Below are 25,422 nucleotides of genomic sequence, written 5' to 3'. Positions count from 1 at the left end.
TATAGCTGTGAGCGTTAAATTTTCAAAAGGAGGATATGATGGATTTAGTTCGAATTATTTTAGCAATTTTGTTACCACCACTCGGGGTATTTTTACAAGTTGGTTTAAGCGGGGCGTTCTGGCTAAATATTTTATTAACTTTATTAGGTTATATCCCTGGTATAGTGCACGCAGTATGGATTATTGCTAAACGTTAGCATCAAAAAGTAAAGCGTGCCGTTGGCACGCTTTAACCCCAATCAACACGCCTTTACCCACTTTAATCAATGAATAAGGGCGCAATCAAAAAATACTAACAATCTGAATTAGAGCTATGGTCACAACCTTTGGCATCTATGTACTTTTGTGTTGAGTATTCAGACGCTGGCAGTTTTTTCAATGACTCATTGTTTTCAGACAGCATCTCCATATAATCGATAAAACCCTGAGCGTATTCAGTGTAAGTATTGATAAAATCACCGGCGTTAAAAACAGCCCCAAAAGTGGTATAACCATCTTGGCCACTCGCAATAAAGTCATTCGTTACAACTGTATAAGTCGCACTTAAATCAATAGCTTGCCAGTTACCCGATACTCTTGGGTTAACTTCAACTTGGCTGATACGACTGCCTTTAGTCGCTGATGCATCTATGTTATAACGTAAACCTGAAGCATAAGGGTAAGCGCCAGTTGAGCCGCCATTATCTAGGGTACTAGACAGTGCATCTTCTAACACATCAACAATTTGTTGACCCGTCATCTCTAATGTCACTAAGGTATTGGAAAACGGTAACAAAGTAAAAGCATCTGCAATGGTATAGTCACCAGCAGCAACATCTACTCGAACACCCCCACCGTTTTGAATTCCAATATCTGCGGTTGGTGTAACTGTCATAAATGCTTTGGCCACTAAATTAGAAATATCACTACCCATTTGATAAGTATCTGAAACCGCACAAATATTAGAACGGGATTCCCCAGGGAAACGAACTAAACACAGATCCTCAGCAACATTTCCGATCACTGTTTGTTTAAGCACATCTACTTTTTCGTTGTAAGTTTCTAACAGTGCATTGGTATCGGCATCTTCTTCGGTAACAACGACTTCAGAGTGCGCAGTCAGCGCTTGGCTCACTATGCTTGCATCGGTTGTATCTAGGGTGCGATCTTCATCATCATTGAACTCATAAACATATTGATCACTGATTGGCAACATAGGCTGTCCAGAACATTCTGTAACTAAACCTTCTTTATCAAAACTAACCTGCAACTTACCCATAATGTGAGCATATTCCCAAGCTTGTACGATACAAACTTTATTACCCATCTTATCTGTCACTTGAGTGGGATATTCGGCAACCGGGTTAAACCCTAAGTCGGAAAAGCTTGAGTCACCTAATAAAGTGTGTGAGTCCCCTCCAACTATCACATCAACACCTGATAAATTGGCCGCTAGTGCCAAATCATTTTGATATTGATAATGCGTCATCAAGACTATTTTATTAACGCCCATTGCTTCTAATTCATCAATGTACTTTTGCGCTGTGCTTGTTTCATCTAAAAACATAGTGCCTGCATCAGGCTGTGATGAATGTTTAGTTTTACCGGCAATGTCGATGCCAATTAAACCAATTTTTTCGCCTTCACGTTCTACTATGGTGTACGGTTGAATATATTGGTCACGGATCGCAGAGGTCGTCGCAGGTGCAACATTGGCTGCAAGGACTGGGGTCTTACAATCACCTGAATTGAGTTCATCTAAAAAGTTCGCTAAACCTGAGTCACCATCGTCAAATTCATGATTACCTAACGCAAAGGCGTCAAAACAGATTTCATTCATTACCGCAGCATCAGCTTCGCCTTTAAACAAGCTATAGTACAAGGTGCCAGTAATGGCATCCCCGGAATGGAGTTTTAATACATTTTTATTTGTCGCGCTTTCGCTGTCAAACAAGCTAACCAGCATAGGAAAGCCGCCATAAGTCACAGATACTTCATCAATTGGGCTATCCGCTTGAGTTTTAGCCGTTAAATTTAAACCACTTACATCAAAATCAAAGTTATCCGAGGTAATATGAGAGTGATGGTCATTGATATGCAAAATGGTTAGATCTATGGCTTTTGCTTCATTTTGTTCGTCACCATCATTAATTTCAAGCGTGCAACCTGACAGCACGAGCGCACAAGTTGAGGCCAACAGGCCTAGTTTAAATACGGGTTTCATAACAGCTCCAATTAGTTCCATTAGTATTATTTATGAAATGATAATTATTCAATAAAACAGTTTGGTTGCAGCGAGATGAAGTTTATTTGACGGTGTTTAATTAGACTCGGATTGAATTAGGGGCTACATGAGCAGCCCCCAAATTTAGGACTTAACGATTTTGCGCCTGAATTGACGTTAACGCAATTGTATAAATGATATCTTCAACTAAGGCACCCCGGCTTAAGTCGTTCACTGGCTTTTTTAAACCTTGCAGCATAGGACCAATACTGACAACGTTTGCCGAGCGCTGGACCGCTTTGTAGGTTGTATTCCCTGTATTTAAATCAGGGAATACAAATACTGTGGCTTTACCAGCAACTGGGCTATCCGGTGCTTTTTTAGCAGCTACACTGGCAACACTGGCTGCATCATATTGCAAAGGTCCGTCAATCAACAAATCAGGGCGCTTCTCTTTAGCTATCGCAGTTGCTTGACGAACTTTATCAACATCACTACCGATACCACTGGCACCTGTGCTATAACTAATCATGGCAATACGAGGTTCAATGCCAAACGCAATTGCCGAGTCACCAGATTGAATCGCTATGTCAGCTAACTCTTCCGCACTCGGATCCGGATTTACTGCACAATCACCATAAACCAGCACTTGTTCTGGTAAACACATAAAAAAGACCGAAGATACAATTTTACTACCCGGCTGAGTTTTAATTAACTGCAGCGCAGGTCGTATGGTATTGGCTGTGGTGTTCACAGCGCCAGAGACCAAACCATCTACGTCGTCTTCAGCAAGCATCATAGTGCCCAATACCACGGTATCTTCCAACATTTCCCTGGCCGCATCCTCGGTTAACCCTTTGTGTTTACGTTTTTCCATTAACGCAGTGACATAATTTTCGCTGATAGATGACGGAGAAATAATCTCAACTGCTTCAGGGATCTCCATAGTTAAACTTTTAGCTGTGCGACGTATCGCTTCTTCTTCGCCTAATAATACACAGCGCGCAATGCCCTTTTGTGCACTAATGATCGCAGCTTGTATGGTACGAATTTCTTCACCCTCGGGCAGCACAATGCGTTTAATATTGCTGCGCGACTTTTGCACCAGCTGATGACGAAATGCTGCTGGTGATAGACGCACAGCACGTTTAACTTGTGCCCGTGAAGCAATCCAATCCATATCTATGCTCTCGGCCACTGAATCCATCACTTGCTCGATTCGAGCGATATCGTCGGTGGGTACATCCAAATTAAACTCATCAAGATGCTGTGCCGTGCGATAAGTATTGCTTTTAACTAACATCAAGGGTAAACCAGTTTCAAATGCAACCTGACATAAATTCATAATCGCAGGTTCGGGTTTATACCCCCCAGTTAATAAAATACCAGCTAAAGGCACACCGTTCATGACCGCCATACAGGCAACCAGCAAAATATCATCACGATCGCCAGGTGTTACAACTAAGGTCCCAGCTTTTAACGTATGCAGCATATTTGCAACCGTGCGAGCACATATACTAACGCCTGTAACTCGGCGATTCAGATCGGCATTTTGGTTTAAGATATCACAGTGCAAATGCTCCATTATGTCTAACGCACGGGGAGCCAACAAAGTTGGGTTGTATCGGATTTGACCTAATAAACGAAAACCATTGCGCTTAAATACTGGCAACTCAGCTAAATCCGCAACTGGATCAACTGGCGAAACTTCACCGTCATCCAATGCCATCAAAGCTTGCATTTTCCCCGCTGGGGCACCGACTTTATTTAATATACAGCCTAAAACCTTCTGGCTATCTGCCCCGCCATAAAAATTTGCCGAAAGATTAATCTGTTGATTCATCTCACTAACGCTAAGTTCATTTTTAGCCGCAACCATGATCACATCAGCATCTAGCGTATTAGCAATTCGGGTATTTAAACGCACAGTAAACGGTGCTTTAGGCTGTGGCACTAAACCTTCAATAATTAAAATATCTGCCTGTTGCGAACTTTGTTCACAAAGGTTAACCACTTCTTCCATTAATTGCTCTACGTCACCGTTAGCAAGCATGCGTTGGGCCGTTTCTAAACTGATAGGTTCTGGGGGCTCCATGCCATGAGTCGTTTTTAAAAAAGATAACGAGGGATCTTGCTGGGTACTTTCGCCGCTATGCTGAGCAATAGGTTTACAAAAAGCAACACTCAGACCCAAACGGTCAAGCGCCCTGACTAATCCTAAGCAAACCGAGGTTAAACCAGTTCCATAACCAGTGGGGGCAATAAAAAAACTATGTTTCATCTTACGCTCCTGCTTGAGTTAGCTGATGTGTTGCATTAGCAATCATCCACTCTTCTTGAGTTTCGATTATAATGGCCGTTGGACCTTCTGAATCAGGCTGGCTTATACGACCAAGCTCGTCACCATTGGCTAGGTTTAGATCTTCGTTTATGTTTAATCCTAATAGTTTAAGCTGATTAAGCACAGTTCGGCGTGCTGGTCGACAATTTTCGCCGATACCACCGGTGAAAACGAGCGCATCAAAACGCTCTAATGATGCCATGTACGAAGCTATAGTTTTAGCTAAACGGTAGCAGAATACAGAAAACGCAATTTGTGCATCTATGTTGCCCTGCTCGGATAAAGCAACCAGTGTCCGCATGTCATTACTGGTGCCTGATAACCCTAACAAACCGCTTTTGCGATTTAGAACATTTAAAATTTCATCTAATGATAAACCAAGTTGTTTATTCAAAAACTGTAAAACACCCGGATCTATATCACCACTGCGGGTGCCCATCACTAAGCCCTCAAGCGGGGTAAACCCCATTGAAGTATCAACAGATAAGCCATTTTTAACCGCACAAACACTGGAGCCATTCCCTAAATGTGCGGTAATAATGCCACTGTTGTGCAAGTCCAAATTTAACCGACGTGCCGCTTCTTTACTGACATAATCATGACTAGTACCATGAAAACCATATTTACGAATACTGTGCTGCTGATAATAATCTTTTGGCAGCGCATACATATAGGCTTGTTCTGGCATACTCTGATGAAATGCAGTGTCAAAAACCACTACTTGAGGGAGATCAGGCACCGCCTGTTGGGCCGCTTCTATCCCTAATAAATTAGCTGGGTTGTGTAATGGAGCAAGCGCCGAACATGCAGCAATTTTTTTTATGGTATCTGAATTAACTAACGCTGGCCCTTTGAAGTATTCTCCACCGTGAACCACGCGGTGGCCGATCGCTACGATAGAGTTTTTCAAATTAAACTGCTCAAGCAATTCAAACAAAGCCAATAGAATGCTTTTATGGTCAGCATTTGGTTTATTCAGTTGTTCTTTAATATCATCTTTGCGATATTGTAATTCGGCTTCAGGGGTATTTAAACGTTCGGCTAATCCAGATAAAACAGGCGTTTGAGATTCGCCGGCGTTAAAAATTTTAAATTTGAGTGACGAGCTACCTGCGTTAATCACTAATATGTTATTTGGTTCCAATGCGGTCTCCTGTAATACAAATCCAAGCTGCGTTGTTTGATAGTATAGTCAATAGACGGCTTCATTAAATCTTTTTATGCTCCTATAATGGTCATAGTTTTTGTTTATAAACCCGTTTGAAATCGAATTGTTTCAACATAAAAAATCACGGTAATAAAAATGTTAATTGTTGTTTCCCCAGCAAAAAATCTGGATTATCAAAAGTCTATTCCCACTGATAAACACAGCCAGCCTGACTTCATTGAAGACAGTAAAGTTTTGATAGACATCTGCCGCGAGCTGACGCCCGCCGATGTGGCCAGTTTAATGAAAATCAGTGATAAATTGGCTGGATTAAATGTGGCTAGATTTGCGGAATGGTCGCCTAAATTCACCCCTGAAAACGCCAAACAAGCCATGTTTGTATTCAATGGCGATGTATACACTGGGTTAGACGCAACTAGTTTAACCGCTACTCAAATCGACTACGCACAAGATCACTTACGTATTTTGTCTGGTTTGTACGGAATTCTAAAGCCATTAGATCTGATGCACGCGTATCGTTTAGAAATGGGAAGCAAACTTACCAACAGCCGCGGCAAAAATTTATATGAGTTTTGGGGTACCAAACTGACAGACAAACTGAACCATGATTTACAAGCTTGTGACAGCTCAATTTTGCTCAATCTGGCATCAAATGAATATTTTAAAGCAGTTAAAGCAAAATCAATTAACGCAGCTATTATTACGCCACAATTTAAAGATTGGAAAAACGACCAATATAAAATGATCAGCTTTTATGCCAAAAAAGCACGAGGTTTGATGGCGCGTTACGTGATAGAGAATCAAATCAAAAATGTAAACGACTTAAAAGCATTTGATCTGGATGGTTATCAATACAATGACGACTTATCAAGTGACGATAAGCCCGTATTTACCCGTAAACAAGCTGACTAAATCGGCGGCTCAGTTCGACGTGCCGCACAAAAAGCAGCTCGCTCTGAGCGAGCTGTCTTTAACAGATTGCGCGCAATTGAGAAACTACAGCATAAATGCAATTAGGATCGCACCTAACAATAAACGATAAATAACAAACGGCAACATACCTATTTTTTCAATCAAGGCTAAAAACAGATAAATACAGGTATAAGCGCTCACAAAAGACAACACTGTCCCTATCATAAGTGCATTCCAATCAACTATTTCACCTGAAGTAACCAATTTTAACGTTTGATAACCACCGGCAATTAAAATAATTGGAATCGACAGTAAAAATGAAAAACGCGCTGCATTTGTTTTATTTAATCCAAGCATTAAACCAGCGGTAATGGTGATCCCAGAGCGGGAAGTGCCTGGGATCATAGCTACAGCCTGAGCTAAACCAATAATCAGCGCTTTTTGCCATCCTAATAAATTAAGTGGTAATGTATTTTTCGCTTTTGCATCGGCCCACCATAACAGTAAACCAAAAACGATAGTGGTAGTCGCTATCACTGCGGTAGATCTTGCATACACTTCAATAATGTCTTTAAACAATAAACCAAAAGCTAATGCCGGCAGAGTTGCTATGATAACCCACCATCCTAATTTGCTATCATCTGTCTGATGTTTATCGCCAAGTGATTTAAACCAAGCGGTTAAAATTCTATGTACGTCTTTTCTAAAATAAATCAGAACGGCGGCGAGTGAGCCCACATGTACGGCAACATCGAAGGCTAAGCCCTGATCCTGCCAACCTAAAAGCTGTGAAGGTAAAATTAAATGTGCAGAGCTCGATATTGGCAAAAATTCAGTAAATCCCTGAATCAGGGCCAGAACGATAATTTCCAATGTTGTCATTTTAAATCCAGTTAAATTTAATCGGCCAAAGTTGTTGTGCCGGATTATTATATGTTTTCCAAATTAAAGCGTAACTTTTTTTTAGCACTGGGTGAAGCCGATCAGGGCAAACATCCTGTAGTGGCTGCAATACAAACGCATTCGTGAGTATCTCCGAGCGAGGCAGAACCACAGGCGTATCGATAACCTGCTGGTCGTAAAACAATAAATCTAAATCTAAAGTAATTTGACTTTTATCACTGTTTTTACGGTCTCTGCCATATTGATCTTCGACAGACTTCAATAAAAACAGAGTATCTGGCAAGCTTAAATTAATTTCCCCAGCACACACACAATTAACAAAGTTTTCCCCGCTTGTATTCACGGGTTGGCTTTCGTAAACAGGTGATATCAATAAATTATCGATGAATGGCCGTAACAAAAATATCGCTTGATTCAGGTGAAATTCGGGTGCCAGATTGCTACCTAAGCTGATCGCAATTTGCGCCATGTTTAAACCTTTTGTCCTCGTTCTATTTTTACCCCAACCACCGCATCTTCAATCGCACCCGGCTTTTTAATTTGCATACTCAACCAGGGTACCGCAAAAGATAACATAATGTTTTCACACAAACGCTCTGCTAACGTTTCAATTAGCTCGTATTGGTGATTTTGGCAATAAAAGCGAATAAACTCTGTCACTTTAGAATAATCTAGCGCCGCGGTAATATCATCTGTTTTAGCAGGCAAACTATTATTCCAAGCCATTTCAATATCAAATATCAGTGTTTGAAGAATATCGTGTTCCCACTCAAACACGCCTATTTTTGTTTTTATTTCAAAATTGTGAATAAACACAATGTCCATGATTAAATTTGCCCGTCTTTGTTATCTTAAAGTATTGGATTTTGCTATCATTGCAAAACCTTAATATTGCAGTGTACCTTTTTTTGTCCATGGAAAAAACGATTCTGGTTTGTATTCTTGCTTATCTGCTTGGTTCTATTTCAGGTGCCAGAGTCACTGCTTTGTTATATCACACAGTTAATCCAACCAGTTCAGGGTCGCAAAACCCGGGTGCGACCAATATGTACCGAATTGGTGGTTTTAAAGCCGGTTTGTTAACCTTTGTCTTGGATTTATTAAAAGGCCTAATAGCAATTTGGACCGCATTCAAATTTGAATTGTCGGCAGATCAAACTGGGTTAGTGGCTGTTGCCTGCTGTAGCGGACATATTTGGCCTATTTTTCATAAATTTAAAGGTGGAAAAGCCGTTGCTTGTGCGCTCGGATGTATTTTCCCAGTTGCCTCTGGAGTGGCTTCATCATTATTAGTAATTTGGGTGATTACTATGTTTTTATTTCATTATGCGTCACTCGCTTCTATCTGCGCCGTGCTTGCTTGTCCTGTGTTGTTATTTGCGGCCGGATCTGACTACAGCATAACCTACAGTGTTTTATCGCTGCTGATTGTCTGGCGACATCGCAATAACATCAAACGTTTACTGAATGGGCAAGAAGATAAGTTTTAATTAAGTTTAATTTTTGCGTTTTAGTGAGCTTTTTAATCGCATATTCTCGCTGGCTCGCCGTTCTCCGACATTGGCACATTTCAATATACTCAATAGATATAGGTGCCCTTCCGCGAAAATATTTTGCTTGTTTTGCACCGCCTTGATGCTCATTAAACCGCCTTTGCGGATCTGTACTGATCCCAGTGTACAAAGACGAGTCGCTGGCTTTAATAATATATACATACCAAGCGGAACTAGGGTCTAAGCTCATTAATTTTACCCTGACTGTTAATAACTACAGACAGATTTTGCGTTAAAAGACCATCAAATAGCAAATAAAATAGCGCTTTTTGCTGCTCATATTCTGCTATTTTATTTTTTTTGCAATGAGCTGAATTACAATTAAAAAAACCTTCTGTCTTTGCGAGTTGGCTGCTATTCACTATAACAAACTCCGGCTGATATTGAGCCAACCAAGCGGGTAATGCGCCACTATCAGCATCACTAACGATTAGCATCTGGTTTTTAGCTTGCCATCCGGGTAAATATTTTAATGCGTTAAATTTGCTCCAGTCCGGTTGAATCCCCATAACGGGGGTTTTGCTATGCTGATATTTTAATAACTGGCTTAAACTGACACCTTGCCCTTGAAGATAAAATGAAGGAACTGAGTTTATTTGATATTGCTCAACGAAGTGGTTATTGATAGCCAATAAATCTTGTTTAATCGCACTGTCACATGCTGGCTGCTGGCGTGTAACCATAGCTCTTAAAATTCTGTTTGAGACAGGCCTTTCACATCTAAAATACTGAGCGACACTTTGTTTACTTTTTTCTCCTAAAATGGGTGACCAGAATACAAAAATATTGTAACCAGCTAATTGCTCCAGCTGTTTTGCCGCTTTTACACAATAGGGGCAATGCGGATCTTTAAACACCAATAAATTCGGACGATCAGCCCGCCAGCCATTGAGTAAAAAGGCTTCTTCTGTTTGCTCTGATGGAATCGGCAAAGCAGTAACCGCCAATGAGGATAAGCTAAACACTAAATAAAAAGTAACGCCAAACAAAAGCGATAAAAAGTTTTTATAAAGTGTCATCAGTTTTGTCTTTCCTGCATTTGTTTTAATGCCAGTGGTAATGCAAGTTTATTGTACTCGGCCAAACTTGCTTGTAGGCTTTGTTCGATTTCGGCAACCTCCTCACCTGCATGGATTTTTTGATCTAAAACTTGCATCATTTTTTTTATCTTTGCTTGTTGAGCTTTTAATTGCTGTACGTTATCAACGGCAGCCGCGTCTGACTCTAGTGATAACCCTGCTGCATCAACTTCTGTCAGCTCGGTGTCCGTTTTTAACAAACTTGAATTTGTACGTTCAGTTTGTTTTATCTGCACTGAACTACCCTGCTGCTCTAAGCTATACACTGGCTTTTTTATAATCGTCGCTTCGGGATCTGTTTGTTTAAACCAGATCGCGGCATAAACAAGCAAAACAAACAATGCAAAGGTCACTAACCATTTTAAAGACTTTATACTCATATCATTACCTTACTCTGCAACTGTGGTGAAATTAATGTCTGAGTTACTACGCTGGTTTCCAGACAAGTCTTTTGCTTTGTAACCCAGATCTACACGATAACTGGTTACAGGCGCCAATGCCTCAAGCGGGCTTAGCGAAATTTTACCTGCATCATAAGTATAGTTCACAGGCACTTTATTGGTGCCTTGATAAAGCTCGGGATTTGACAGTTGGCTGACCACTTCGTCATAACTGAGTTCAATCACTGTATCCAAAGCAACATCCGTTGTTTGGTTTTGCGGCGAGCTCGCTATCAACCTAGGCCCAGAATTATCTTTTGCGCTGTCTGCACCGACCCTGGCTTCTAGAGTATAGTCATCCATTTGAATGCCAGCATAATCGCAAAGCCCGGTAAGTGTTATCTGATAGGTGGTATTTATCATTAGGTCCTGATTTGCCTTAATTGTTAACAGGTCACGAGCACTGTTAATGCTCACTGACTTATCAATTGATACACCATCACTGGTCAGTAATACAGACTCTGCTATCGGACAGGTGTTACTTAAACCTTCAGATATCTTGAACACCCATTCGCTATTCACAGGTAGATCTGTTTGACCATTGGTCATACTCGCATGCGTGACTGTTGGCTTAGTGACATCGGCCGTATCAAAGTCGCCTGTGGTAAAATAACGAGAGGATGATTGAGCCACCCGGTTGCCTGCTAAGTCATGTAGATAAGGCGTATAACCAATATAAAGATAATAACGAGTATTTGCTTGTAATGCTTCGTTGGGTATCACTGTTAATGTTTTCTGGTCGCTGCTTAAAGCCAAACTGGCAGTGACACGTAATCGCGTTGCATTGTTATACAAATAGACTGTGTCGCCATCTATGCTAGCAGCGCTGATTTTTTCGTTAAATCGGACCTGCAATAACGGGTTAGCTGATACATTGTTTGCATTATTCGGCATTGGCCAAAGTTCTACTGACCCTGGTTTAAAATCAGCTTGATTTGAGGTTTCAAAATTAGCTTGGTATGTTTGTATTTGTACATTGCCAGATATATCAACTGCAGACATTACCTTTAAGCTATATTCGCTATTGGCTGCTAATAGAGTATCTGTACGAATAGTCATTAATGTGCGGCCTCGTGACAGCGCCAGCGTATACGGAATGGCATCTCCGGTCGCCGATTGTAGGCTAACCCAGTCCGCTTTCAGTGCACTCAAAGGTTCATTGAAACGAATTTGAAAGACCGCATTAACAGGCACATCCACTTGCTCATCAACCACACTCGCCCCGATAACTTCAGGAGGCGTGGTATCTTGCTCACTGCCGGTCGTGAAATAGCTCGATTTGTTCGACAGACTATTTCCAGACAGGTCTCTCATCCTATATAAATACGCGTAATGTCGTACATTTTCTTGCAGGACTTCCAGTGGCGTCATTTTAATAAACTTGCCGTCAGCAGAGACCTCTAGCGTAGTAGGAACATTTAGTCTAGTTTCATTATTGTATAGGTATACATTGTTACTATTGACTCTAGTCACATCAATTGCTTCACTCAACTCCCACTCCATCACGGGTTTAAGCGATACATTGAGGCTATTATTCGAAATACTATAGTCTTGCAACTCCGGATTGATATAATCTGGACCACTATCAGTTTCAAACGTTGTTGAGGCATTTATCAAAATGTTCCCAGCAATATCTGTTAACCCTGACAGGGTTTCAGTATGTGTTTGAGAAGAGCTTAGAGGCTGGGGCTTACGGTAAAACAGCACTTTTTCAGAATCGCTAAATTCGATATCAATGTCGGTACCTAACGCAAAACTTAGCGGGTTTACTGGTTCATCAAATTGTACAGAGAATAAAGTGTTGATCCCAACCCCTTTACTACCAGAGAAGGGGCTGAAATAACTTACTTTAGGCTGCCTAGTATCTTCTGTAGCATCATCTGAGACATTGAAGTAATGACCATAATTTGTATACAAGTTATCACCGTCAGTGTCTTTAATGCTGGCGCGATAATCAATATAGTACTGTTTGCCTGCTTCAAATAACGCATCAGGCTCCACTTTAATAATTCGGCCAGAATCGTCCAAACTCGCAGTTGATGGCACTGTTACCCAACCGTCAGTAACATTACGAATGTAAACGGATTCAGACCCTAAAGTAGCCGAATCTAAGGCTTCATCAAATCGCGCTGTGATCACGGCATTTTTGGGTACCCCTAACGTACTTGCTGTTGGATAATAGGCCTGAACACGGGGACGTACACCAAAACCATCTGTTTCTGCGGTGGTAAATACACTACTATCGTACGTTGTTAATGGGTTGCCATTTAAGTCTTTTACAACATGATCTAAATGTAATTGAATGCGGCTGTTTGCGGCAAACCCCCCGTCTTTATTTGTGACTCGAATGGTTCGGCCATCGCCCATTAGACTAATATCAGCTTCGATCACCTGCCCATTTTGGACCAGTACCAAACCTTCTTTTAGACTCTCTATATCTAACGGCTCACTGGCGTAAAGCACAATCTCAGAGAGGTCAATCCAACCAGAGCTGTTATTCTTAGGCAGTTGCTGATTTATCTTAGGTCGGCTTGCATCACGAGTTAACGCAAATCCAGTTGTAAAGCTGCTGATAAAAGGTGTTACCGGGTTGCCTGATAAGTCAGTCACACCATCAGAGATCACTGCACTAACTATCGTATTATCGGGCAAGTTTGCCTGCAATGTCATGACTCTACCATCTGCTGAGTAGCTGATTGACGGTGTGATCACATTACCGTTGGCATATAATGAAATATGCTCTGTTTTTAACGTATCTATCGCCATAGGTTCACTAAAGCGAACCTGAATATCAATCAACGGACTGACGTCTGCACTTTGATCACTTGGCGTAATAGCACTCACCTGAGGCCTTTCACTATCTGCTTGAGCAGCGGTAGTAAAGTACTTATATCCTAAGGACCTATTATTACCAGCTAAATCTAAGATGTTATTTAAAAACTCAACCCTGTACTGAGTATTACCCTGCAATGATATGGCGGGCTTGAATATAATTTCATTCGCAACCACTTCATAAGCACCCGGTACGGTTAGACCATTGGCTGTGACTTTGGGGTGACTCAAAGCTGATATATTTTCGTTAAATGTCCAAGTTAATTGTGCGATATCCGGATTTACGTCCAACTCCCTGTCGGCCGGACTTAAATTTAATATCGCCGGCCCTTGAGTATCTTCAACCGCATCATCGGCGGTTTTAAACACGGCCAGTTGACCACTAATAGTATTACCAGAATAATCGCACAAACTATCGCTTTGAATGCTATATTCAGTGCCTGCGGATAAGCCGTCAACAGACGTAACAAATAAGCGAGTTCGGTCGTCAGACAATTCAACCAAGGTATCCATCGCTAGTGTTCCGGACACTAGTTTGACATTGTCCCACCAATCACAACTGTCACTAATACGTTCATTGAAAGCAATATCAACTCGCGCGTTCGTCGGGAGTTCAGACGCTGATGACTGGCTACTCACACCTATGATAGCAGGCCCGCTTGTATCCGTCTCAGTTCCGGTGTAGAAACTACGCGAGGCGGTGGGTAAGCGATTTCCAGCTAAATCAGTTAAATAAGGGCTGTATCCTATATAGATATAATATCTACGTTCAGGTTTAAGTGGCTCATCAGCCGTAAGCGTCAGCACTGTGCGGTCGTCATTTAAAGTTCGCTGAATATTGACGTTCAAATTGGTAGTGCTGTCGTGCAAACGCACAGTGGATTCATTAATCAGCGCAGCATCAACTGCTTCGCTAAAATATACTTTAAGACTCGGAGTTAGCGCAACATCTCGACTATTATGCGGGAGGCTCCATCGTAGAATTGTCCCTTCACCAAGGTCTACTTCGGTCGCAGCTGTAAAGTCAAGCACGTACGTATCGGCCATTTGATTACCCGATAGATCCGTAACCCCACTAACAGTTAAACGATAATCCGAATCTGGCTCAAGCAATTGCTGTGGTTTAATGCTAATTAAATTTTGAGCGCGAACCTCTCCAATCACAATGGGGATCTCTTGTCCGGTTGAAACCAAGCTCAATGAGGCTTGACCATCTTTCCATTCCGCTATCGTTTCGTTAAATAATAAATTAATTTTAACGTTCAGGGGTATCTCGCTATCCCCACTGGCAATCGTGGACCTTACAACGACAGGAGCCAGCACGTCCGTTTCATAGCTAGTGTAAAAATACGAGCTAAGGTTTGATGCTCGGTTACCACTCAAATCATCTAAATTACGAGCATATGCATAATACTGACGACCCGCAGATAAACTGTTAATTGGAACCAAACTAATGCGCTTGCCATCAGGGCTAATCTCTAACGTGGCCGCCACGTTTACCTTATCCAAATTATCGTATAAATAAACGCCACCGCTCGTGATTGAAACCGGATCTATGGCTTCGTCGAATAACCAGTTAAATTGAGTATTTATTGGCACATCACTCGTATTATTTGCATAGGACTGCGCAATAAGTTGCGGCTTTTGAGTGTCAACACTATTGCTAGTAGTAAATTGAGTCTGTTTTTCTAACCCCAAATTACCTGCTAAATCAGTTAGCTGAGGATAGTCAACCACCACATCTTCGCGCGGTTGCAAGGGTACCCGATTATGATAGCGTACTCGGGTGTTTCCCTCTGCGAACCTGACATCACGATAAGTATCAGCAGACAAACTAATGGGATTAACGACCTCATTAAACTGAGCTGAAAAATAGCTATTAATAGCTACATTTTTTTCATTCAACGCTGGGCTGAACTGTATAATTTCGGGCGCAATACTATCCGCGACTTTAGTTGCTGTGGTGGTAAAATAATCACCGACCGAAGATCGTAAAGTATCGCCGTCTGTGTCTTCAAGACGATTAGTGATCTCCACGTAATACCGGTTTTCTGGTAATAGGTTTGAAGTGGGCTCAATCAATAAAACTTGACCGGATGCATCTAATTGCAGCCTTGTATTAACAATTGTCCAGCCCCCAGTCACATCATATAACTTAACTGATTCACTGCCAAATGATGCGGCGCTCATCGCTTCGCTAAAGCGAACCAATATATTGACATTGATGGGCGTTGCGACGTTGTCGTTATCAGGATAAACTGCTTCCACAAACGGGCGGACGCCCAGTTGCTCAGGCTCTGGTGCCATCGTAAAGTGGCCGTTGTAACTAGTGAGTGGATTCCCCGATAGATCGGTTGCTGTGGTTAACCAATAAACCTGCACTAGCGCATTGTCAGTAAACGCTTGCTCTGGGGTTAATTTAATGACACGGCCATCACCGATCAATTCTAAATCTGCGTTCACTTGAATACCGTTTTCAACCACACGGTATGCATCTACTAAGCTTGCTTCATCAACTGCTTCACTTGTGTAAAAATAGATTTCATTCACTTCCCGCCAATTATCTGTGCCACTTTGTGGTTGTTGACTGACAATACTTGGCCGCTCATTATCGTCATCCTCGACCCCCGTCGTAAAGCTACTAATGGCTGGTTGCAGCTTATTGCCAGATAGATCTTTGATTGCTGAGGTTGCAACAATAGAAACAACAGCATTAGCAGGTAACGACGCCGAAAAAATAACTTGGCGGCCATCTACAGAGCGGTTAACCGTGCTATTGATTTCACTACCATTGACAAATAAAGCAATATTTTGTGCGGTTAAAGTAGATGTGTCGATAGGTTCATTAAAGGTTACCACAACGTCTTGCCGTGGATGAATGTCTACCGATTCATTCGCTGGCGAGACCGCTATAATCTGAGGCGCATCATTATCTTGCGTAACCTCTGTAGTAAAATATCGATTTCCCAGATAACGCGTATTGCCAGCCATATCTTCAATGTTTGATTGCAAAAGTACAGTAAAGCGAGTGTCGCCTGGTAATGGCGAATCTGGGGTAAACGTGAGTTTGTTGTTATCAACTTGGTAGCTTCCTGATATGGTTACACCTGCACCTTTTATTTCAGGCTTTACATGTTGAGCTATGTTTTCATCAAAGGTCATTATGATGGCACTATTGATAGAAACATCGGTCACATTATTTGCCGGCGAAATATCTGTCAGGCTCGGTGCTACAGTATCGGCACCCACTTCTGTACCTGTGGTAAATACATAAAGATGCTCATCAATTTGGTTGCCTGATAGGTCACATAAACCACTCACTCTTATTTGATACTCGGTATTACTGGCCAAGTTTTCAGATGCTTGCACGACAATACTATATTCATCGTTGGTAAATGATGAATTTGCCGCAACCAAGGTATCTCCTTGCATTAAACTAACACTGGATTCAAGTTGGCACGCTTTACTTAAACGGTCGTTAAAATCGATGCGTAATTGGCTGTTAACGGGTAACCCAGTTGCATTTGATGAAAAACTGGATAATACGACCTCAGGCACAGACTCATCACTCTCAATGCCGGTATAAAAATAACGTCCTTTATTTTGCGCAACAAAATTTCCGGCATAGTCTTGCAAGTAAGGTGAACGTCCGACATAAATATAAAATCGTCTGCTTTCTCTTAGTTTGGTGTCTGGTATAAAAGTTAATAAACGACCCTGTTCTGTTAACGAAAAGGTTCCGGCAACTTTTCTGTTCGTTTCTAGGTCTTGTAAATAAAAACTATCGGATTCTATACTTGTCTCGTCTATGGCTTCGTCAAAACGGACAGCGATTAATGCATTTAACGCAACATCTCGCTCATTATTTTCAATGCTCCAATCAAGTATACCACCCGTTTCTGTATCCGTTTCTGAACCTGTGTGGAATGTGAACGTCATAGGATTGGCAAATAAATTTCCACTTAAATCCTGAACGCCATCGATAACAAACTGATATTGACTATTTGCAGCTAGATTTTCTACTGGTTTTAAAATCACCCGACGATTGCCCGAAGTGATAGATTTAGTTGTTTCAACTGGCGCGCCATCACTATCAATAATTTCAAGTTTAGATAAATACACAGCGTTTAACGCTTCATCAAATCGAACCGCTAACTGACCATTAAGCGGGAAATCGGTCGCCCCGTCTTGCACGCTCACCACATCTATTTGAGGTGCTTGCCCATCTCGATCAAACGCGGTGGTAAAATCTCGCCGACTATAACTTAGTGGGTTACCGAAACTATCTTTAATAGTTGACGTTAGATAAATATAATGCCGACGTCCGACCAACATGGGGGTATCCGGAGTCAAAGTTAACGATGTATTATTATTAGTTAAACTAATTTGGGTCGCAACGCGAGTATTGCTAACGCTATCGTAGAGGTACGCGCTATCGGATGTAACTGTAACAGGGTCAACAGGCTCACTAAAAATTATACTGACACTGGCGTTTACTGGAATGTCCGTAGCACTATGCAGAGGACTTAATTGCACTACCGTTGGCCGCTCTTCATCAACACAATCGCCAGTTGTAAAGGTGCTGGTAAAATTAGGACTTACAGGGTTCCCTGCGTCATCTTTAACCGCGCCAACAGTCACTTGATATTGGGTATTGTCTTTTAACAAATCAGTCGGATTAAATACAATTTCTGTATTGCCTGTCACTAAATTGATAAATCCATTAAGTGGTTGGGCGTTATCAGCCACTTCTGTTAGTTGCACCGTGTCACTATTAACTGATTTTAAACGCACGGTTTCATTAAAAATTATCGATAGATTGACGTTTTCGCAAATATCAACTGCGTCTTGGGCCGGCGTTACCTGACTGACATTTGGCGCTGTAATATCCGGATTTAACGGGTCAGTACCGGCGTTGACCTCGTCGCCGTCGCTACGACCGTCATCGTCTGAATCAGTATCGTTGGGATCAGTGCTTAATTCAATTTCTAGCCCATCTAATAGACCATCATCATCAGTGTCTGGATTTTCAGGGTCGGTAAACCAAGTAAAAACCTCTTCGTTATCACCTAAACCGTCGCTATCACCGTCAGGTTCAACAATCAGAACCGAAACATCATCATTTACATTGTTACCAAAATCAAAGGCTTCCAATACTAAATTGAGCCGATTGATCCCGCTAGGTATGGTCACAGGGATTTCATAGGGGATTGTTGTATCTGTCGCAATCACTGTGTCATTAATTTTTAGCCGCACACCAGCAACAGCAACATCATCGGTGGCATTTGCTGTTAATAAAACACGACTATTTTCAACAACAACTTCACCATCCAGCGGCCCCAAAATATCAACGTCTGGTGCAATACCCTGAGTATCAGAAATCACTCGATACTGTGAGATGTACAGCTGATTGTAACCTGTTGAATAAACATACGCAGAGTCTACTGAGACATAACTTGCATCCCGATCACCAAACTCTCGAATATCTATAACACCTTGAAAAACTGTATTTCGTGGATCAAAAATATTAACAAAAGGCACCGCATTTACAAAAAGCACATCGCTAAAAAATGCAAACCCGTTTGTTAGTGCAAGATCGGATGGATAAAAACGAGAGGATTGATCATTTGTTAATATTAGAGGTCGATTTGGATTACTAACATCAATCACTTTATATCCACAGGTGTAACAGGCGACATAAGCATAATCCCCAGACAAAGCAACTGCTCGGATATTACCTATGTTCACGCTGCCAAGTCTCATCGGACTACCAGGATCCTGTATGTCAATCATAAGCAGGGATGAACGGTCAGCAACAGCCACACGGTCGCCACTGACATCGACCGAAAGTAAATTGCCTAAGTTATCCAAACGGGACACTATAAAAGGTAAGTTAGGTTGCTCAATATTTAAAATTTCTAAACCGCCTTCGCCACTAACAACATATAAATAGTTGTTTTGCATGGCCATGTCTACTGCATTGCCATTCGTATCAAGTTGCGTGACGAAAACCGGCTGAGTCGGTTCGCTGACATTGATCACTTGAACACCCGAACTACCTGTTGCCAGATAAACATAATCGCCAAGTACTTTTACATCACTGCTGTCACCCTCTAGGTCTAAACTAGCCACCTCTTTAGGATTCTGCTTATCACTAATATCAACCACAATAAGGCCACTGCTGCCTGCAGCAATATAAACATAATCACCTGATACCTGGTTATCTTTTACTGAGCTGCTTAGGCTTAAACTCGCCACACCATCCGGTTGAAAACTCTCAACTATAATAGGTATTTGTTTCTGTTGTTCAAAAAGTTGTACCGTCACTGTGGCTTGGCCATCGGCCCCAGCAAATAGCTTGCCGTCTTCAGCACCAAAACTGACCACAGATAGATCACTGGATTGGTAAATAGTACCATTTGTTTTTGCGGTCACGTCTAGCTGGCTACCATCCAATAAATTAGCGGTGACGCTCAACTGGGTGCTGGTTTCGCTATCAATACCGTTAAATGTCATGATGACATTGCTTGGGCGTACTTCTATACTTGTGATGGCGTTCTCGTAATCAGCCGAACTCGAATCGGTTGGTGAAGAACCTAAACTGACTTCAAGAAAATCGTTCAAACCATCATTATCAGAATCTGTTACTAACGGATTAGTAATATATCCATCTTCCCCTTCGGCGAGTTCTTCACCATCCTGGATACCATCACCATCGGTATCCGCTTTTGCGATATCAGTACCGGCAAGGTATTCATCCAAAGCACTTAAACCGTCATTGTCTTTATCCTCAAAAGCATCTGCTGGGTCATTTGGGTCTAAGCCATTGTTGGTTTCATAGTCATCGGGCAAACCATCCCCGTCTTGATCACCAGTAAAACTCACTGCCACTAGCCGAGTAACAACTTGGCCATCTTTGCTGGCCGTTATTAATGCGTTACCACTGCCAACAGAAGTCACTAAGCCATTAGAGTTAACCGCTGCTACGCTCGAATTAGAACTGATATAATTGATCCCAGTACTTGCCGCCGTAACATCATCAGTAATACCGCCCGGATATTCAGCAGTCACTTGCAACTGATAGGATTGACCAACCATATTGAGATTAATACGAGAATTAGAAAAAAAGCGAATAGAAACGGGGACAGGCTCTGGTTCAGTAAATTCGATAGACCCGACCCTCGTAATGCCATTTGTCAATAAATTAAAATAACCTGATTGTCCTGAAACGGAAGCCCCCTGCTCGTCAATACAGGTTGCTCGGGCCCGCACAGAGCCTTGATTCGATGGTACATTGGGCAAAGACCAACCACCATCTTCACTCACTTGGATAGTACGGTTTAAAATGTTAATCACGCAGTTTTCATTTAGATCGCCTTCAGCAGACTTGGCTGACACGCTCGAAAAAATAACAGCCGCAATTGTAACTGCCCGAAGAAGTTTAACCGTTTTCATATTAGGTTACCGTTAAATGAGTTTATAACCTTATCCAGTTACTTAACTCATCCCTTATACTTTTTACCCGCCCCTTGCTGCCCGGAATAATATCTGAGTCAGCAACCGCATACTTATTAGTATCTGTGATCAGGTAAAGACAATGACTGCCCATATATTGACCTTTCCCTTTAATCACTAAAACATCCTTTATCTGATTTAAAGCAATCCGTTGGGTCTTTTTCATGCCCAAACGCTGATAAAATAATTCGCAGCATCCAGATTTTTTATCAATTATTGTGTGTCGGTATTGCGGGATACACAGCACCACAATACAAACGAAGTTAAAAATCAGGTAATCGGCTAACTTCAACTGATTATCAAAAAATACTGCATAACTCCAAAAATAAAGCAGCAATAAAACAACCATTGAAAAAAAGCATATCGGAAATGACACTATTTCAATTCGATTTTGGCTTGATTGCTTTACATTCAGCGCCACTCAACTACCTCTGCAATTCTGTTTTTAACTGCTGATACACCTGACTGCTCATGTAGGCTTGGTTCAATCGCCAGCGGCCGTCTTCTAACTCAAACGGAAACAAATGATATTCGCTGTTTATGCGGCTACCTATCAACGCAAAGGGGCCCATCAGAACAAAATCTTTTAGCTCTATCACTGCTTTTTTGTTGACGGTAGCTCGCCAATAGTTATAACTACGGCGGCCTTTTTTTAAAGCAACTTTTTGCGCAAAATCTTGCTGTGTCTCAGCATTCCAATTATTCAACCACCATTGATAATCGTCTTTAATGAGCGCAGAAAAAAACTGAACTAACTGCCGATCAGGTCCTTCATTAGCGTCTCGGGCGTGCTCATAAAAATCACTGATAACCACGTCTTCATATTGTTGGCGACTATATTTAAAGTGTTGTACATGAACAAAATCTTGCATCTCGGGTGCGGCAAAAATATCAGACTGAGCAAATACCGAATGAGTCAAAAACAGACAAAATGGAAAAGCCACACACATGATTTTATTCATAAACTTCTTCCTTTTTTTCCAAACCTTTCACCCAAGGACTGATTCTAAGTAATGGGACTTGTTTTAAATCAAGGGAAACTTTCCAATTCCCATCCGCTGCTTGTTTAAAAACAACGGGTAAATAGTAAACGCCTAAATCACCATTGGGCGAAGAAACGTTATAGATGATGATCTGATAATCTTTATAAGTAACTTTGTGTACAAAGCGAATTTGACGACCGACAAATTGATTTTTCCAAGTTTTAATCCAATATGCTTCATCCAAACCTTTATTTTGAAAATAGGGAAGCGATATATTTTTTGCCGATTCGCTCCAAGTCTCTATCCACCATTGATAATCCAATGAGGAGACCGCTGACATTCGAGCAACAAATGCTTCCTCCGGTGTTTTCATCGAGGTATATTTTTTTTGTTTCAGGCGTACTTTTTCAAAGCCTTTTTTAGGACTTTGTAATTGATACTTATACAAGGTCTCAATGGTTATTGCGGCTTGCGTTGTTGCGCCGGTTGGGTACATAGGTATTACCCAATGCTGGGCTGAATACCCCCACGGACAAAACAATAAACTTGCATAAAGCAGAATTTTAACCTTCATTCGTTCATCCTCAGTCGCCGAGTGGAATATTTATATCGGTAATGGGTCCAGAGTTAACAATGACCCAAGACGCTGATGCACCTGTTTCGACCCATGAGCCTTCGGCCAAAATAATATCCGCCGAGACCGAAACACCACTGTGACCGATAGCACCCGTGATCTTTTCACAGTTGACCGCAGATTGAATGTTTACACCGGTTTTAATTTTGCCTTCGATTCTAATGGCATCACAGGGACGTTTTTTACCTTCATCACCACAGGCAACCGGAGATGAACCCGGATTTGGTACGCTACCAATAGGCCCACCACCTAAACCTAAAGTGCCGCCTATATCCCCTCCCCAGCAATTATCACCTTGGCATTCTCGCTTGGTTCTATTAACGCTGACACTACCTGCAAAAGAAGCGGTAAATTCAATGCCATATCTAACACCAATCTCACGGCCAAAAACTGAAAAGGTATAATTCCCCGACCAAGGTGGCACTGTAGGTGTCCATGAAGCGCCCCAGCGCGGAAACGTCAAAGCGCCTTGATCTTTTTGTTCAAGTGTCATTGCACCATTTTGTGCGGTACAACAAACCTCTTTTTTCGCGCGACTTAGCTCTAATGTAACTTCTGGAATTTTGGTATCCGCATTAAATAAATCTAAAGCTTGATTCACTTTTTGAATAAAGAGTTTAACTTGCGGAAAACTTACACTTACGCTGCCTAACTCGTTATCCGGTTTTTTAGTTTCTTTTCCGCCCTGACAAATAATACATTTATCATCTTCAGGAACATGACCGTCTGGCTTAGGTTCAGGCCCATTTTCGCCACAAGTGGTACATTTAGTTTCATCTGAATTATCAGTAACTTGGGTAACAACACCGTTTTCACAAGCCGGCGATTTACAATCGCCTACCTTATCATCATCAGGTACGTCAGAATCGTCATTGATCATCTCTGGGCTGCCATTTTGGCATTCAGGTGTTTTACAGTCGCCCGCCTGATCAAGACTAGCGACGCGTGGGTCACCATCTGCAGCGACACAATTACAATCACCGTCACAGTCTTTACAAATTGGACAATTATGAGCACAGCTTTGACCGCCGGGTTGCGACCCACAGTGCCAACCGGCTTTTATCACACCAACACCAGGGTTAGAAGATACTAAAGTGCCATCTTCACTCACTGTTCCTAATCCGATAGCGACAAACTCCTCTAGATCATGATCAAAAGAATACATTTCAACTTGGGCCCCCGCTTCATGAGCATCAACATTTGGCAATGTTAACTTCGCAGGCGGGTCAAACTGAGTGCCTGTCGGCTGGATAGTGACTATAAATTGGGGTTGCATACCATTGGGTGGCGCCATAGGCACAGTGGCAGCATTGACCGGCGTTACAGAGATAAAACCTTCACGACTACCATCCGGAAAGGTCACAGAATCTTTGGCAATTTCTAATTTAAAACCTGGATAGCTTGCTAGTTCTAACACCGCATCGTCAGGGCCTGCGTACACTGCATTGTCGGTATTTAACTTAACCATGTAAATGGGGGCAGACAGCGGATTATCGACCCCTGACACTGTCACTATATTGTAGCTAAGCGACGGGAATTCACCTTCTTGTTTCGCTGTTGAACCATCCGCTATTAAATGAACAGGTCCAATGGGGGCTTCGGTAATAATAAACACACCGGTTGCGCTGGTTACCGCTTCTCTGTTAGACCCATCAACCCGAATTGTAACACCTTCAATGGGTTTATCCTGATTATCTAAAACAATACCTGAAATTGTTGTTTTCCCCGCATCATCCGGCACAAATGCGCTAGCGCTAAAACCCGCCGAGATAACTTGTCCATCTGGAGCGTCTATTAGTGTCGCTGTTACTCGCTGTGCATCCAAACCTGTTAATTGCCCAAGTTTGTAAATGGCAGATGCTCGACCATCTGAGTCTGTTACCACTTCGTACACTTGCTCATTATTGGCTACGAACTGACCATCACCTACTGTGACCGCAAACTTAACTCTCGCACCCTGCACAACATTAGCCCCGCCATCAGTCACAACAACAACAAAAGCTTCGGGTAGTGCGTTACCAACCGAACCTCGCTGATTATTGCCAGAGTTAACACTTAATTTATTACCAATTTGGGTTTCTGCTGAAGCGCTAAATATGACATTTCCGGGATAACCCACAACAGCGGCAGACACTTTATGGTTACTCGCACCCGATCGCGCGCCCAACCTAAAATTCGTTTCCGCTAAGCCTTGTTTAGATGTTTCAACGACCACTGCTCGACCTTGTGACTGGGTGCCAATACCAACTTCACCAGAGCCTTGTGTTACCCTAAACACCACAGATGCGTTTTCAACAGGCTGATTCTCATCATTTAATACTTTAACCACCAATGGATCGGCTAATGCACTATTAATAACTGCTTTTTGGCCGTCACCGGATTGCACGAGCAACTGCTTACCTTGAGGGGGCTGATATTTTAAATTAATAGATTCAGTTGCAACATTACCAACCTGATCTGACGCGGTAACTTGAATTTCATTGTCTCCTTCGAGCAATTGGATATTCGCGGCAGAATAACTTCGGTTTTGTATGTTGGCAGACTGACCGTTAACTTCAACATTGGCTTGGCTCGCTTCCACGGTTCCACGAACTATGTCATTAATTAATCCAGTAATGGTTACCTTGTCTTGATAAACGATTCCGCCATCTGTATGCGAATCAATAGTAATGTAGGGCGGCGTTTTATCGAGTGAAATGGAGATACTATCGGTTTGTACCTGAGTGCCTTTTTCCACTCTAGCTTCAATAGTATTCAAACCTTCTTTAAGAGCCACTGATGCGGTAAAATTTCCACTGCTATGGCTGATTAAAACACCATTTATCGTTAATTCAGTTCCTTCTGATACTGTACCTTCAA

At 41.9% G+C, this 25,422-nt stretch carries 17 protein-coding genes; 3 read left to right on the top strand and 14 right to left on the bottom strand.

Features of this window, described 5'->3' with window-relative positions; genetic code table 11:
- Nucleotides 1–38 precede the first annotated feature (38 nt).
- Nucleotides 39–197: a YqaE/Pmp3 family membrane protein gene (locus C727_RS19330; RefSeq protein ID WP_017444958.1), complete on the top strand. Its 159-nt coding sequence runs from the start codon at nt 39–41 to the stop codon at nt 195–197.
- A gap of 95 nt (nt 198–292) precedes the next feature.
- Here C727_RS19330 and nadN read toward each other — a convergent pair whose 3' ends face one another.
- From nadN to C727_RS18160, 3 genes are all read right to left on the bottom strand, one after another.
- Nucleotides 293–2,203, bottom strand: coding sequence for an NAD nucleotidase (gene nadN, locus C727_RS0107230; protein ID WP_017444957.1), 1,911 nt, complete (start codon nt 2,201–2,203; stop codon nt 293–295).
- A gap of 151 nt (nt 2,204–2,354) precedes the next feature.
- Nucleotides 2,355–4,484, bottom strand: a complete 2,130-nt coding sequence (pta, locus tag C727_RS0107225) for a phosphate acetyltransferase (protein WP_017444956.1) — start codon at nt 4,482–4,484, stop codon at nt 2,355–2,357.
- A 1-nt stretch (nt 4,485) separates the two neighbouring features.
- Nucleotides 4,486–5,688 (bottom strand): acetate/propionate family kinase, encoded by a 1,203-nt coding sequence (locus tag C727_RS18160; protein WP_017444955.1) that lies wholly within the window; start codon nt 5,686–5,688, stop codon nt 4,486–4,488.
- A gap of 159 nt (nt 5,689–5,847) precedes the next feature.
- Here C727_RS18160 and yaaA point away from each other — a divergent pair, with 159 nt between their 5' ends.
- Nucleotides 5,848–6,624 carry a peroxide stress protein YaaA gene (gene yaaA / locus C727_RS0107215; RefSeq protein ID WP_017444954.1) on the top strand — a complete coding sequence of 259 codons (777 nt, stop codon included), beginning with the start codon at nt 5,848–5,850 and terminating at the stop codon, nt 6,622–6,624.
- Between the two features lie 84 nt (nt 6,625–6,708).
- Here the strand turns inward: yaaA and C727_RS0107210 are convergent, their stop codons facing one another.
- From C727_RS0107210 to folB, 3 genes are read right to left on the bottom strand one after another with little or no spacing between them, the layout of a single operon-like run.
- Nucleotides 6,709–7,506 carry an undecaprenyl-diphosphate phosphatase gene (locus C727_RS0107210; RefSeq protein WP_017444953.1) on the bottom strand — a complete coding sequence of 266 codons (798 nt, stop codon included), beginning with the start codon at nt 7,504–7,506 and terminating at the stop codon, nt 6,709–6,711.
- Between the two features lies 1 nt (nt 7,507).
- Nucleotides 7,508–7,996, bottom strand: coding sequence for a 2-amino-4-hydroxy-6-hydroxymethyldihydropteridine diphosphokinase (gene folK / locus C727_RS0107205; protein WP_017444952.1), 489 nt, complete (start codon nt 7,994–7,996; stop codon nt 7,508–7,510).
- A gap of 2 nt (nt 7,997–7,998) precedes the next feature.
- Nucleotides 7,999–8,352 carry a dihydroneopterin aldolase gene (gene folB, locus C727_RS0107200; protein ID WP_017444951.1) on the bottom strand — a complete coding sequence of 118 codons (354 nt, stop codon included), beginning with the start codon at nt 8,350–8,352 and terminating at the stop codon, nt 7,999–8,001.
- 89 nt (nt 8,353–8,441) lie between these two features.
- Between folB and plsY the strand changes: the two genes are divergently transcribed.
- A complete protein-coding gene (gene plsY, locus C727_RS0107195) occupies nt 8,442–9,017 on the top strand; it encodes a glycerol-3-phosphate 1-O-acyltransferase PlsY (protein ID WP_017444950.1) in 576 nt (191 codons plus the stop codon).
- Here the strand turns inward: plsY and C727_RS0107190 are convergent.
- The 8 genes from C727_RS0107190 to C727_RS19655 all read right to left on the bottom strand — a co-directional run.
- The gene (locus tag C727_RS0107190; RefSeq protein WP_026052605.1) at nt 8,980–9,270 is read right to left on the bottom strand and encodes a GIY-YIG nuclease family protein; all 291 of its coding nucleotides are present in this window, start codon (nt 9,268–9,270) and stop codon (nt 8,980–8,982) included. The genes plsY and C727_RS0107190 overlap by 38 nt on opposite strands.
- Nucleotides 9,254–10,099, bottom strand: a complete 846-nt coding sequence (locus C727_RS0107185; RefSeq protein WP_017444948.1) for a thioredoxin fold domain-containing protein — start codon at nt 10,097–10,099, stop codon at nt 9,254–9,256. The genes C727_RS0107190 and C727_RS0107185 overlap by 17 nt, the downstream gene beginning before the upstream one ends.
- The gene (locus C727_RS0107180; protein WP_017444947.1) at nt 10,099–10,539 is read right to left on the bottom strand and encodes a hypothetical protein; all 441 of its coding nucleotides are present in this window, start codon (nt 10,537–10,539) and stop codon (nt 10,099–10,101) included. The genes C727_RS0107185 and C727_RS0107180 overlap by 1 nt, the downstream gene beginning before the upstream one ends.
- A 9-nt stretch (nt 10,540–10,548) precedes the next feature.
- Nucleotides 10,549–20,886, bottom strand: a complete 10,338-nt coding sequence (locus tag C727_RS0107175) for an Ig-like domain-containing protein (protein WP_017444946.1) — start codon at nt 20,884–20,886, stop codon at nt 10,549–10,551.
- A 22-nt stretch (nt 20,887–20,908) separates the two neighbouring features.
- Nucleotides 20,909–21,112, bottom strand: coding sequence for a hypothetical protein (locus tag C727_RS19525; protein WP_155949192.1), 204 nt, complete (start codon nt 21,110–21,112; stop codon nt 20,909–20,911).
- 259 nt (nt 21,113–21,371) lie between these two features.
- Nucleotides 21,372–21,908, bottom strand: coding sequence for a hypothetical protein (locus C727_RS0107165; RefSeq protein ID WP_017444944.1), 537 nt, complete (start codon nt 21,906–21,908; stop codon nt 21,372–21,374).
- Nucleotides 21,901–22,503 carry a hypothetical protein gene (locus tag C727_RS0107160; RefSeq protein ID WP_017444943.1) on the bottom strand — a complete coding sequence of 201 codons (603 nt, stop codon included), beginning with the start codon at nt 22,501–22,503 and terminating at the stop codon, nt 21,901–21,903. Before C727_RS0107160 ends, C727_RS0107165 begins: the two co-directional genes overlap by 8 nt.
- Before the next feature lie 10 nt (nt 22,504–22,513).
- The coding region (locus tag C727_RS19655) for a hypothetical protein (RefSeq protein ID WP_040459231.1) at nt 22,514–25,422 on the bottom strand (2,909 nt) is incomplete at its 5' end.

The sequence above is a fragment of the Gayadomonas joobiniege G7 genome (assembly GCF_000300815.1).
Lineage (GTDB): Bacteria > Pseudomonadota > Gammaproteobacteria > Enterobacterales > Alteromonadaceae > Catenovulum > Catenovulum joobiniege.
Note: the sequence above shows the minus strand (reverse complement) of the source record. Positions and strands in the feature narration are given on the sequence as shown.